Source organism: Pseudonocardia sp. P1 (genome assembly GCF_000178675.2).
In the GTDB taxonomy this organism is placed as follows: Bacteria; Actinomycetota; Actinomycetes; order Mycobacteriales; family Pseudonocardiaceae; genus Pseudonocardia.
The window spans coordinates 4,121,850-4,134,333 of record NZ_ADUJ02000001.1; the positions used below are offsets into that span (position 1 = coordinate 4,121,850).

Genomic DNA, 12,484 nt, shown 5'->3' on the forward strand with positions numbered 1-12,484 from the left:
GGACGGGAGGGGACGCATGACGACCGCCCTGTGGATCCTCGGCGGCCTGGTGCTGTGGGCGCTCGTCGCGCTGGGCGTCGCGTTCCTGCTGGGCCGCGTCGTCCGCATGCGGGACCGGCAGGTGCCGGACCCGCCGGACCGTCCCGGTGCCCCGCCCGCGCCGCCGCCGGGCCCGCCGCGGCAGCGTGGCCCCGCGGAGCGGCCCCGGGGCGAGGACGGCTGACCCCGAACCACCCCCGGTGCGGTTCGGGGTGGTTCTCCGGGGCGATCCCGAGTCCGGCGACGGGCCCGCCCGACACGCTGGACGCATGGACACCACAGCGCAGAACGCCACCTCCACCACCCCGCAGGCGGACCCGGCGGGCGAGCCCACGACGACGGTCCCGGCCACGCCCCAGCTCCCGCCCGCCGGCGGTGCACCGCAGGGCACTCCCGCCCCGGGGCTCGCCGACCGCCTCGGCTCGTACCGGATGCGCCGCAGCACCACCGACAAGATGCTCGGCGGCGTCTGCGGCGGCCTGGCCGCCGACCTGGGCATCGACGCAGCCCTGCTCCGCATCCTCGTGCTGGTGCTGACCCTGTTCACCGGCGGCGCGGCCGCACTCGTCTACCTGGCCGTCTGGATCATCGCGCCGGCCGGCTGACCCGCGGCCGCGGGTCCGTGGTCGCAAGGCGGGTGTGGCGCGCGAGGGGGCGCTGCACCCGCTCGGATCAGCGACGCCGGCCCGCCCAGTTGGCGAGCTGTTCGGTCGGCCCGGCGCCGGGTGCCGGGGTGACGACCGGCCCGAACGGGACCGGCCCGCCCCGCGGCTCGGCAGGCAGGAACCGCCGTGCCACCTCGAGCGCCGTCGTCGCGAGTGCGGGATCCGCCTCCACCGGCTGCCCGGTCGCGACGGCGAGGTCCCAGCCGTGGACGAGCGTCTCGTTCACGTACACCCACAGCGCGACCCGGACCGGGACCTCGCCGAAGGGCATCCGGACCGTCCGGTCCAGCAGCTCCACGGCGTCCGGCCCGGACCACGCGCCGTGCAACGCGGCCGCCTCGGCGACGTAGGCATCCGCGGGCGCGTCCAGCACGTCCTCGCTGACCAGGGGCGCCGCCAGCGGATCGGTCCCGGCGGCGATCGCGGCGGGGCGGCGCACGGTCGTCACGAGGTGCGCGAGCAGCGTGCGCACGTCGAACTCGTCGCACGGGGTCGGGCCGGCCATGCGGTCCTCGGGGACGGCGGCGGCGAGCCCCGACACCCAGTCGAGGGCGGCGAGGTGGGCGGCGCGGGGATCGGTGGCGAGGACATCCGTCGATGTGGTCATGGCAGGCAGCCTGCCCACGAATCACGACATCTCCTGTCGTGATTCTCTGCCATTCTCGAACCCGTGCGCGCGGACCGGTTGCTCTCCCTGGTGCTCCTGCTGCGCCACCGCGGCCGGATGACGGCCGCCGCGATCGCGGTCGAGCTGGAGGTCTCGGAGCGGACGGTGCTGCGGGACGTCGAGGCGCTCTCCGGCGCCGGGATCCCGGTCTACGCCGAGCGCGGACGGCACGGCGGGTTCGCGCTGCTCCCCGGCTTCTCGACCGATCTGACCGGCCTGACGCCGGGCGAGGCGGTGGCCCTGCTGACGTCGGGATCGGCGGTCACCTCCGGGGCACTCGGTCTCGGACCGGAGTTCTCGTCGGCGATGCGCAAGATCGTGGCCGCGATGCCCGAGCAGGCCCGCACGCAGGCCACCGGGGCCGCCGGACGGGTGCTCGTCCGCCACGGCGGGCTGCTCCGCGACCCGCAGCACCCCGAGGAGTACCCCGCGCTCGGCGCCGTCCAGCAGGCCGTGTTCGAGGGCACCCGGCTGCTGATCCGCTACCGCGCCGGCGGCGGACCGCGCGGGACCGCGCCGGTCGAGGCGACCGAGCGGACCGTCGAGCCCGTCGGGCTGGTCCAGGCCTCGGGGCGCTGGTACCTGCTCGCGATCCGCGACGGTGAGGACCGCACCTACCGGGTCTCCCGGATCGAGGCGGCCACACCGCTGCCCGAGCCCGCCCGGCGGCCCGACGGCGTCGACCTGGAGGAGCTGTGGCTGCGCCGCAGGGAGGACTTCCGCGCCCGGCACCCGGGCCTGCGGGTCCGGCTGCGGCTCCCGGTGGACCGCCGTCCGGCGCTGTCCGCGATGGCTGTGGAGACGGTCCGGGACGACGGCCGCACCTGCGAGGTGGAGGCGGCGTTCGGCGACCTGTGGCACGCCGAGTCGGTGCTGTGGCCGCTCCTGCCCGGGATCGAGGTGCTGGACCCCCCGGAGCTGCGCGCAGCCCTGCGCACCCGCGCCCACACCACCGCAGCCACCCTGACCTGACCTGACCTGATCTGACCACCCCGCCCGCCAACGCAGCCGTTCCCGGGCCCCGGACGCTCACCGGATACGGGTTCGCTCATGCGATCGGGTGAGCGCTGCCGCAACCAGTGAGCGCCGCCCCAAACGGTGAGCGCTGTCGCAACCGTGAGCGCCGCCGCAAACGGTGATCGCCGGCCGCTCGAGTTGGCCCTCGGGGTCGTACTCGGCGTCGAGGGGATGGGTGGGTGACCGGGTGCGGAGGTGCCGTGGTGGTCGAGAGGCCCCGGTGTCGGCTCCGCCGAAAGTACGAGACATCCGTTCGCCAATGCCGTCCCGTGGTCCGAGGCGCCGGACGACCACGGACCGGCACAGTCCACGGCAGTCGTCGCGCAACCGGTGAGACGACCAGTGAGTCAAGGATCGAGGAGAACGAGATGACCACGATGAGCCGCCGAATCACCTCGGGTGCCTGCGCCGTCCTCGCGTGCGTCGGCATCGGCCTGGGTGCCGCGACCGCCGCCGTCGCCTCGCCCGCCGACCCCACCCCCGCCCCCGGGATCGTGGCGCCGGCCGCGGACCCGTCCACGGCGCAGGACCCGACCCCGCTCGTGATCCAGACGCGCGACTATCCGGTGACGATGACGGTGACGGGGGGACCCAAGGCGGGGTACCAGCGCGTGATCGGCCCGCGCGAGCACGAGGTGTTCCCGACGTCGCCGAACGTCGCCAGCAGGATCACCTTCACCTTCGACGAAGCTCCGCACGGCCAGACCTACGAGATCGACCCGAACCGCGCGATGCGCTTCGACATGCAGGGCAATGCGCAGTACCCGGCGGTGACCCTGCGGACCTCCTGACCCGGCCACGACGCGCCGCGGGGGCGGCACCGGCGAACCGGTACCGCCCCCGCGGGACGTGCTGGGTGGGGTGGACTCAGAAGTCCATGCCGCCCATGCCGCCGGTCGGGTCGGCGGGGGCGCCGCCGCCCTTCTCCGGCTTGTCGGCGATGACCGCCTCGGTGGTGAGGAACAGGGCCGCGATCGAGGCCGCGTTCTGCAGCGCCGAGCGGGTCACCTTCGCCGGGTCGATGATGCCCGCGGCGACGAGGTCCTTGTACTCGCCGGTGGCGGCGTCGAGGCCCTCACCGGTCGGCAGGTTACGGACCTTCTCCGCCACGACGCCGCCCTCGAGGCCGGCGTTGACCGCGATCTGCTTGAGCGGGGCCTCCAGCGCGACCTTGACGATGTTCGCGCCGGTGGCCTCGTCACCGTCCAGGCCGAGACCCTCGAACAGGCCGGCACCGGCCTGGATCAGGGCGACGCCGCCGCCGGCGACGATGCCCTCCTCGACGGCCGCCTTCGCGTTGCGGACGGCGTCCTCGATGCGGTGCTTGCGCTCCTTGAGCTCGACCTCGGTCGCCGCGCCGGCCTTGATGACGGCGACGCCGCCGGCCAGCTTGGCGAGACGCTCCTGGAGCTTCTCGCGGTCGTAGTCGGAGTCGGTGCGCTCGATCTCGGCGCGGATCTGGTTGACCCGGCCGGCGATCTGCTCGTTGTCACCGGCACCGTCGACGATGGTGGTCTCGTCCTTGGTGACGACGACCTTGCGGGCGGTGCCCAGCAGGGAGACGTCGGCGTTGTCGAGCTTGAGGCCGACCTTCTCCGAGATGACCTCGCCGCCGGTCAGGATCGCCATGTCGGCGAGCATGGCCTCACGACGGTCACCGAAGCCCGGGGCCTTGACGGCGACGGACTTGAAGGTGCCACGGATCTTGTTGACGACCAGGGTGGCCAGGGCCTCGCCCTCGACGTCCTCCGAGATGATCGCCAGCGGCTTGCCCGACTGCATGATCTTCTCGAGCAGCGGCAGCAGGTCCTTGACCGTGGAGATCTTGGACGAGACGAGGAGGATGTACGGGTCCTCGAGCTCGACCTCCATCCGCTCGGCGTCGGTCACGAAGTAGGGCGAGATGTAGCCCTTGTCGAAGCGCATGCCCTCGGTGAGCTCGAGCTCGAGCCCGAAGGTCTGCGACTCCTCGACCGTGATGACGCCTTCCTTGCCGACCTTGTCCATCGCCTCGGCGATGAGCTCGCCGATCTGCTTGTCGGCGGCGGAGATCGACGCGGTGGCCGCGATCTGCTCCTTGGTCTCGACCTCCTTGGCGCTCTTCAGCAGCGCCTGGGAGACGGCCTCGGTGGCCTTCTCGATGCCGCGCTTGAGCGACATCGGGTTCGCGCCGGCGGCCACGTTGCGCAGGCCCTCACGGACCAGCGCCTGGGCCAGCACGGTGGCGGTGGTGGTGCCGTCGCCGGCGATGTCGTCGGTCTTCTTGGCGACCTCCTTCACCAGCTCGGCGCCGATCTTCTCCCAGGAGTCCTCGAGCTCGATCTCCTTGGCGATCGACACACCATCGTTGGTGATGGTGGGCGCGCCCCACTTCTTCTCCAGGACGACGTTGCGGCCGCGCGGGCCGAGCGTCACCTTGACGGCGTCCGCGAGGGTGTTCATCCCTCGCTCGAGGCCGCGGCGGGCCTCCTCGTCGAACGCGATCTGCTTCGCCATGGGGGTGTTGCCCTCCGATAGACAGAGTCGAGTGATCGGATGCGGCGCCCGCGACGGACGCCCGGCTACCCTGCGCCGGACTCGCCGACCCGACCTGGCACTCCACGGACACGAGTGCCAGTGGATGCTGTGCCCGTTTCTAGCACTCGCCCGTGGGGAGTGCAAGCGCGCGGCGGCGGTGTGCGGGCCGCTCGCGGGCGGAGGCAGGATGGGCCCATGAGCACCTGGTCCGAGGCCGGTCCACGCAGCGTCGAGGAGCACGCGGCGGCGGTGGCGGCGCTGCTGCCCCCGACCGGGACGGAGACGGTGCCGCTCGCGGAGGCGAGCGGCCGGGTGCTGGCCGCGGACGTGACCGCGGGCGTGGCGCTGCCGCCGTTCGACAACTCGGCGATGGACGGCTACGCGGTGCGGGCCGCCGAGCTGGCCGGGGCGTCGGACGACGCCCCCCTCGTGTTCCCGGTCGCCGCGGACATCCCCGCCGGTCGCGTCGACGTCCCGCCGCTGGCGCCCGGCACCGTCGCGCGGATCATGACCGGCGCCCCGGTGCCGGAGGGTGCGGACGCGATCGTCCCGGTCGAGCGGACCGACGCGGGCACCGAGCGGGTGCGGGTCTCGGCGGCCCCGGAGGCGGGTGCCTTCGTGCGCCGGGCGGGCGAGGACACCGTCGCCGGTGCCGTGCTGCTGCACGCCGGCACGGTGCTCGGCGCCCCGCAGATCGGCCTGGCCGCCGCGGTCGGGCGCCCCGTGCTCGAGGTGCGCAGGCGCCCGCACGTGCTGGTGCTCTCGACCGGCTCCGAGCTGGTCGCCCCCGGTGAGCCCCTCGCTCCCGGCCAGATCTACGAGTCCAACGGGACGATGCTCGCCGTCGCGGTGCGGGAGGCCGGTGCGACCGCCGAGCTGCTGTCCTTCGTGCCCGACGACGTCGAGAGGTTCCGTTCCGTCCTCGCGGAGCGGGTGAACGGCGGCGTCGATCTCGTCCTGACCTCGGGCGGGGTCAGCGCCGGCGCCTACGAGGTCGTCAAGGACGCGATGACCGGGCACGGCGTCGAGTTCGGCAAGGTCGCGATGCAGCCCGGCGGCCCGCAGGGCTGCGGCCGGCTCGAGCTGGGCGGGGTGACGGTCGCGGTGGCGACGCTGCCGGGCAACCCGGTCAGCTCGATGGTGTCGTTCGAGGCGTTCGTCCGGCCCGCGCTGCGGGCCGCGGCCGGCCATCCGCAGCCGGCGCGTCCGGTGGTCACCGCCCGCCTGGCGGGGCCGATGTCCTCCATCCCCGGGCGTCGGCAGTTCCGGCGCGGGCTGCTCGACGCGGCGTCCGGCACCGTCTCCGAGGTCGGTGCGTCCGGATCGCACCTCATCGCCGCACTCGCACGGGCCGACTGTCTGATCGATCTCCCCGCGGACGTCGAATCGGTGGGTGGCGGCGAACCGGTCGCGGTGTGGCTGCTCGACGGGTAGCCGGGCGACCCCTCCGCGCGCCGAACGGTCCTGTCCGCGTCCGGTCCGGATGCGCAGTGCGACACCGCTACCACCCGCATGTCGCCCTCACTGCGCCATAAGTGTGACCTGTCTCATAGGCAGTCGGGGCAACGATCTCACCCGGCGCAACGTCTTACGGGATGCACGTTCGGCCGAACGAGGTAGATCACAGTCGACATCCATCGTGATCTGGACGGCCGGTCGTCGGCGAGGAATACTTTTGCTCACGGAGGGGTAGACCCTTCGTAGCACAGGACCCACCGCCCGTCGCTGGGGAGCGGACGAGCGGTTCCAAGGCCGGGGTCGTCGTCTCGGGGGACGGCGGCCCCGGCCCTTTTACTGCCCGGGGTCGGTGGCGAGGCCCATGGCCTGCTGCCCGCCGTCCCGCGCGCTGCACCGCGCGCGTCGTCGAGCGGTCGATGGTGCCAGGCGCCCGGCCCGCAGAACGGTAGGGGGTCGTCCCGGCGTGTCCGGTCGTCCCGCCGGTCGTGCACGTCCGGTGCCCGCGTAGCGTGGCGATCCCCAACCGGAGCACCAGGAGCCGACGACCCGCCATGGCCGAAGGAACCGGCACCTCGCCGACCCACATCGCCCGACTGGTCCGGGACGCGATCCCGCCGATGCACCCCGGCGGGCGTCCGATCGTCGCGGGGGTCGCCCTCGCCGCCGCCGGTGTCCGCGCGCTCAGCGGCCGGGGAGCGCTCCCCGGGCTGCTGGCGACCGCGGCCACGGCGCTGTTCTTCCGGGAGCCGGCACGGACCCCGCCGCTGCGTACCGACGCCGTGCTCGCCCCGGCGGACGGCACGGTCGCGACCGTCGCCGAGGTCGTCCCGCCCGCGGAGCTGGACCTGCCGCGCGAGCCGCACACCCGGGTGTCGGTCTTCCTGACCGTGCTCGACGTCCACGTCCAGTGGGTGCCGGTGAACGGGCGCGTCGCCGCCGTCACGTACCTGCCGGGGAAGTTCCTCTCCGCTGACCTGGACAAGGCCAGCGAGGACAACGAGCGCAACGCGATCACCTTCGTCCGGGCCGACGGCACCGGGGTCGGGGTCGTGCAGATCGCCGGCCTGCTGGCCCGCCGGATCGTCTGCCCGCTGACCGGGGGCGAGGAGGTCGCGGCCGGCGAGCGCTTCGGCCTGATCCGGTTCGGGTCGCGGGTGGACACCTACCTGCCGCCGGGGACCGAGCCGCTCGTCCGGCCCGGCCAGCGCACCGTCGGCGCCGAGACGGTGCTGGGGTACGTGCCGGTGGAGGGCTGAGATGGGGATCGGGCGTCCGGCCAACGGGTATCCCGCCGGGGTCCGGCTCCTGCCCAACGCGGTCACCGTCCTCAACCTGTGCGCGGGCCTCTCGGCCGTCTACTTCGCGCTGGGGAACCGGTTCGACCTGGCCATCGGCGCCGTGCTCGCGGCCGCCCTGTGCGACGCGCTGGACGGCGGGCTGGCCCGGCTGCTCGACGCGTCCAGCCGGATCGGTGCCGAGCTCGACTCGCTGGCCGACCTGGTGTCGTTCGGTGTCGCCCCGGCGCTGGTGATCTACATCTGGGCGTTCGAGGACACCCGGGCCGGGTGGATCGTCGCCCTGGTGTTCGCGGTCTGCATGGCGCTGCGGCTGGCCCGGTTCAACACCCTGATCGACGACGACAGCGCCCCGCCGTTCGCCCGGGAGTTCTTCGTCGGCGTCCCGGCCCCGGCCGCCGCGATGACCGCCGGGATCCCCCTCTACCTCTGGCTCCACTTCGGCGACGGCTGGTGGTCGGCCGAGCCGCTGGTCGCGGGCTGGGCGCTGGTCACCGCCGGGCTCATGGTGAGCCGGATCCCGACCGTCTCGCTGAAGACGGTCAGGGTGCCACCGCGGGCGATCGCCCCGCTGCTGGTCGGGGTGACGGTGATCGTCGCCGTGCTGCTCACGGTGCCGTTCCTGGGCATCACGATCGCCGGCCTCGGCTATCTCCTGCTGCTGCCCTACACGGCCTACCGCTACCGCTGGCTGGCCCGCCACCCCGAGGCGTGGGACGTCCCGGTCCGCCAGCGCCGCGCCGTCGCCCGGGCGGCGCGTTCCGCCCGCCAGCTCGGTCTGCGCCCGCCGCTGCGCCGCCGGGTCGCCGGGCGGGCCGGGGCGGTCGCCCGCGGCGTGCGCCGCCGGCTGGACCCGGAGGGTGCCGCCCGCCGGGAGAACGGCACCGACCGCCGCGCCGCCGCCCGCGGCCCGGGGGTGGCCCCGGCCCCGCGCGGCTCCGGCCGCCGTCTCGGCCTGCGCCGCCGCTGACCCCGCTCCCGCCGGCCGGTGCCCGCCGACGGGATAGCGTGGCGGCGTGGGAGATCCCTCGCTGACCCTGGTCGCCCGCCTGGCCCCCGCGGCCACCGACGCCCGGCGCGGGGTGATCCGGCTGCACCCCGAGGTGCTGGCCGGGCTCGGCCTCCGCTCCTGGGACGCGGTGACGCTCACGGGGTCCCGGGTGACGGCTGCGCTGGCCGTCGCCGGTGACGCCGCAGGCCCGCACGGCCAGGCCCGGCTCGACGACGTGACGCTGTCCAACGCCGGACTCACCGACGGGGCCCAGGTCGTCGTCGCCCCGGCCACGGTGACCGCGGCCCGGGAGGTGCGGCTGCTCGGCTCGCGGCTCGCGACCGCCACGGTGAGCCCGGCGACGCTGCGGCTGGCGCTGATGGGGAAGATCGTGGTCCGTGGCGACGCGGTGTCGTTGCTGCCGCAGGACATCGAGCCGCCGCCCGGGTCCGACGTCGGGTCGGTGCGCCGCGCGCTGGCCGCCGCCGTCGGCGGGGCGTGGACCTCGGAGCTGCTCACCGTGGCCGTCGCCGGCCCGGACGGGGGACCGGTCGTCGTCGTGCCGTCGACCGTCGTCGGCTGGGAGGGCGGCGCCGACACCGGCACCGTGACCGTCTCGCCGGCACCGGGCACCGCCGTCGGCCGTCCCGCCCTGACGACGGCCGGTGGGCCCACCGCGACCGGGCGGTCCGGCGGGCCGGGCCCGGCCGGGCCCGCCGGCGGGTTCGTGGGCTCCCCCGGCGGACCGGCAGGCGGGACGGGCGACCGTGGCGCCCGCGACGGCGGTGCCGGCGCGGACACAGCGGCCCGGGACGGTGCCGCCCCGGACACAGCGGCCCGGGACGGTGCCGCCCTGGACACCGACCCGACGCCGTCGATCGACGACCTCGCGGCGAACGAGGCGGTCGCGCGGCGGCTGCTGGACTGGCTGGAGCTGATGTTCCGCCGCCCCGAGCTGCTCACCCGGCTCGGCGGGGACGCCCGGCTGGGGGTGCTCGTCTCCGGCCCGGAGGGCTCGGGCAAGGCCACGCTGGTGCGCAGCGCCGCCGCGGCCGCCGGGGCCCGCTGTGTCGAGCTCGTCGGGCCCGCCGTCGCCGCCGTCGAGCCCGCGGCCGCGGCCGAGCGGGTCCGCGCCGCGATCGCCGACGCCCGCAGCACCCCGGACGATCCCGCGGTCCTGCTGGTGCACGACGCACACGCCCTGCTGCCCGCCTCGTCACCACCGCCGCTGGCCACGCTGGTACTCGACGAGCTGCGGGCGGCGACCCGGCCCGGCGGGCCCGCGCTCGTCGTCACCAGCGCGGAGCCGGAGGGGCTCGACCCTCGGCTGCGCGCCCCGGACCTCGTCGACCGCGAGCTCGCCGTCGCGCTCCCGGACACGGCGACGCGGCGGGCGCTGCTGGAACGGCTGCTGTCCGGGGTGCCGCGGGCGGGTGACGTCGACCTGGGCGTGATCGCGGCGCGGACCCCCGGGTTCGTGGTGGCCGACCTGGCGGCCGTCCGGCGGGAGGCCGCCATCGCGGCCGCCCTGCACGGCGGCGCGGACGACGCCGAGGAGGTCCGCCAGCAGGACCTGCTCGACGCCGTCGGCTCGGTCCGGCCGATCTCGCTCTCCGACGGCGGCACGCTGAGCGCGGGGGGCCTGACCCTCGACGACGTCGGCGACATGACCGAGGTGAAGCGGTCCCTGACCGAGGCGGTCCTCTGGCCGCTGCGGCACCCGGACTCGTTCGCCCGGCTCGGGGTCGAGGCCCCGCGCGGTGTGCTCCTCTACGGTCCGCCCGGTGGAGGGAAGACCTTCCTGCTGCGGGCGCTGGCCGGGTCCGGGGATCTCAACGTGTTCGCGGTGAAGGGCGCCGAGCTGCTCGACAAGTACGTCGGCGAGTCCGAGCGGGCGGTCCGGGAGCTGTTCCGGCGGGCCGCGGAGGCCGCTCCGGCGCTGATCTTCCTGGACGAGGTGGACGCGCTCGCGCCGCGCCGTGGCGGGTCCACCGATGCGGGCGTCGCCGACCGGGTGGTGGCGGCGTTGCTCACCGAGCTGGACGGGGCGACGCCGCTGCGGGAGGTCGTCGTCGTGGGGGCGACGAACCGCCCGGAGCTGATCGACCCGGCCCTGCTGCGCCCGGGCCGGCTGGAGCGGCTGGTGTTCGTCCCGCCCCCGGACGCCGAGGCGCGGGCCGACATCCTGCGCGCGTCCGGCCGGGACGTCCCGCTGGCCGACGACGTGGACCTGGACGCGCTCGCGTCCGACCTGGACGGCTACTCGGCCGCGGACTGTGCGGCGCTGCTGCGCGAGGCGGCGCTCACCGCGATGCGGGAGTCGCTGGAGGCCGGCGAGGTGACGGCGGCGCACGTCGCGACCGCACGGGAGACCGTCCGGCCGTCGCTGGACCCCGCGCAGGTCGCCGACCTGGAGGCCTACGCCGAGCGCCGCAGCGGCTGACCACACACGACGGTCCCGGACGAGCGACTCGTCCGGGACCGTCCGTGCTGGGGAGCGGAAAGCCGGTGTCAGGCGGCCGAGAAGTCCCGGGTGACGATCACGATCACGCCGGGCGTCGCGTCCTGGATGCCGTCGAAGCGGGGCTCGGTACGCATGCCGAACTTCTGCGCGATCTCCTCCGCGGCGGCCTTCTCGCCCGTGCCCTGCCGGTAGTAGACCGTCGTCGTCGGGATGACGCCCTCGGAGTAGTTCTGGACCTGGGCGACGTCCCAGCCGTTGGTCCGGAACTGGCCGGCGGCCTTCTCGGCGAGCCCGCGGATCGTGGAGTTGTTGTAGATCCGCACGGCGGGCCGGGCCGCGGCGGACGATCCCTCGCCGGCCGCGGCGCCACCACCACCGGCGCCGCCGGCGCCACCGGCCGCGGCGGGCGGCGGGGCGACGGCCGGGCCGGGCCCGTCGTAGCCGGGGGAACCCGGCGTGCCGGGAGCGCCCGGGGTGAGCGGCGACGTGCCGCCGGGCGCGCCGGGGGCTCCGGGCCCGCCGGGGGTGCCCGGAGCTCCGGCGCCGTCGGCGCCGGGTGCGGCGCCGTCCTGGCCGGGGGCCGGTGCGCCGCCCTCCTCACCGGGTGCGGGTGCGGCGCCGTCGCCGCCCGGGGCGGGTTCGGCGCTCGCCGACGGCGGCGGGGCGGCCTGAGGGTTCTCCTCGCCACCTCCGCCGAGGCCGAACAGGCCGACCACCCCGGCGACCACACCGACACCGATCAGTGCGATTCCGGCGATCTTCAGCGGCGACTGCCCGCCGGACGCGGGTGCGGTCATGGTGACCTCCGGTCAGTGTCGATCACGGCTGTCGTCTGCGCCGCCGGCTCAGGGCTCGAGGCCGAGACGACGGGCGGCGCGGGTGCGCTGCCGGCTGGAGCGCAGCCGGCGCAGGCGCTTGACCAGCAGCGGGTCGACAGCCAGTGCCTCGGGCTTGTCGACCAGCGCGTTCAGCACCTGGTAGTAGCGGGTGGCGGACATGTCGAAGAGCTCGCGGATCGCCTGCTCCTTGGCTCCCGCGTACTTCCACCACTGGCCCTCGAACGCGAGGATCTCGCGCTCGCGGCGGTCGAGGTCGCGGGAGGGGGCGGCGGGGCGGCGGTGCGCTCCGCGGCTTTCCGGCAGGGACCCAGCGGACTCCATCACGCTCCTCGAGCGGCTGACGAACTCGGTCGGCGACGGCTCCGGAGAGACGCCGCCGGCACGAATGACACGTCTGTCATTCGCGGTCCGGATTGAACCACACGGCACCGACGCCGACCGGTCACGACGCGCCCCGCGGCGCGGAAACCCCCCGGTCGGGTCCACGGCGGGAGCAGGCGCGGAGGGGAGATCGCCGGACCGTACCCTGCGA

The 12,484-nt window shown here is 75.2% G+C and carries 12 protein-coding genes; 8 read left to right on the plus strand and 4 right to left on the minus strand.

Annotation, left to right across the window (positions count from 1 at the left end; translation table 11 throughout):
• The first annotated feature begins 16 nt into the window (after positions 1–16).
• Both PP1_RS19005 and PP1_RS19010 read left to right on the plus strand, forming a co-directional pair.
• Positions 17–223, plus strand: coding sequence for a hypothetical protein (locus PP1_RS19005; RefSeq protein WP_060574672.1), 207 nt, complete (start codon positions 17–19; stop codon positions 221–223).
• 85 nt (positions 224–308) lie between these two features.
• Positions 309–644 (plus strand): PspC domain-containing protein, encoded by a 336-nt coding sequence (locus PP1_RS19010; RefSeq protein WP_010224923.1) that lies wholly within the window; start codon positions 309–311, stop codon positions 642–644.
• 67 nt (positions 645–711) lie between these two features.
• On the opposite strand, the gene PP1_RS19015 is transcribed toward PP1_RS19010, so the two are convergent.
• Entirely contained in the window at positions 712–1,311 is a 600-nt protein-coding gene (locus tag PP1_RS19015) for a TIGR03086 family metal-binding protein (RefSeq protein WP_010224922.1), read from the minus strand.
• Positions 1,312–1,374: 63 nt separating this feature from the next.
• Between PP1_RS19015 and PP1_RS19020 the strand changes: the two genes are divergently transcribed.
• A complete protein-coding gene (locus PP1_RS19020; RefSeq protein ID WP_010224921.1) occupies positions 1,375–2,343 on the plus strand; it encodes a helix-turn-helix transcriptional regulator in 969 nt (322 codons plus the stop codon).
• Positions 2,344–2,756: 413 nt separating this feature from the next.
• Positions 2,757–3,179, plus strand: coding sequence for a hypothetical protein (locus PP1_RS19025; protein WP_010224920.1), 423 nt, complete (start codon positions 2,757–2,759; stop codon positions 3,177–3,179).
• A gap of 76 nt (positions 3,180–3,255) precedes the next feature.
• On the opposite strand, the gene groL is transcribed toward PP1_RS19025, so the two are convergent.
• The gene (gene groL, locus PP1_RS19030; RefSeq protein WP_060574677.1) at positions 3,256–4,884 is read right to left on the minus strand and encodes a chaperonin GroEL; all 1,629 of its coding nucleotides are present in this window, start codon (positions 4,882–4,884) and stop codon (positions 3,256–3,258) included.
• Between the two features lie 216 nt (positions 4,885–5,100).
• Between groL and moeA the strand changes: the two genes are divergently transcribed.
• The 4 genes from moeA (at position 5,101) to PP1_RS19050 (ending at position 11,092) form a co-directional block, all read left to right on the plus strand.
• On the plus strand, positions 5,101–6,339 hold the full coding sequence (gene moeA, locus PP1_RS19035; RefSeq protein WP_010243529.1) for a molybdopterin molybdotransferase MoeA: 1,239 nt from the start codon (positions 5,101–5,103) through the stop codon (positions 6,337–6,339).
• Between the two features lie 575 nt (positions 6,340–6,914).
• Positions 6,915–7,619, plus strand: coding sequence for a phosphatidylserine decarboxylase (locus PP1_RS19040; RefSeq protein WP_010243531.1), 705 nt, complete (start codon positions 6,915–6,917; stop codon positions 7,617–7,619).
• Position 7,620: 1 nt separating this feature from the next.
• A complete protein-coding gene (gene pssA, locus PP1_RS19045; RefSeq protein WP_060574679.1) occupies positions 7,621–8,628 on the plus strand; it encodes a CDP-diacylglycerol--serine O-phosphatidyltransferase in 1,008 nt (335 codons plus the stop codon).
• A 46-nt stretch (positions 8,629–8,674) separates the two neighbouring features.
• Positions 8,675–11,092 (plus strand): AAA family ATPase, encoded by a 2,418-nt coding sequence (locus PP1_RS19050; protein WP_075314786.1) that lies wholly within the window; start codon positions 8,675–8,677, stop codon positions 11,090–11,092.
• Between the two features lie 68 nt (positions 11,093–11,160).
• Here the strand turns inward: PP1_RS19050 and PP1_RS19055 are convergent, their stop codons facing one another.
• Together PP1_RS19055 and PP1_RS19060 are read right to left on the minus strand one after the other, a co-directional pair.
• Positions 11,161–11,910 carry a LytR C-terminal domain-containing protein gene (locus PP1_RS19055; protein WP_060721803.1) on the minus strand — a complete coding sequence of 250 codons (750 nt, stop codon included), beginning with the start codon at positions 11,908–11,910 and terminating at the stop codon, positions 11,161–11,163.
• A gap of 48 nt (positions 11,911–11,958) precedes the next feature.
• Positions 11,959–12,273 carry a DUF3263 domain-containing protein gene (locus PP1_RS19060; protein WP_010224083.1) on the minus strand — a complete coding sequence of 105 codons (315 nt, stop codon included), beginning with the start codon at positions 12,271–12,273 and terminating at the stop codon, positions 11,959–11,961.
• Positions 12,274–12,484 lie beyond the last annotated feature (211 nt).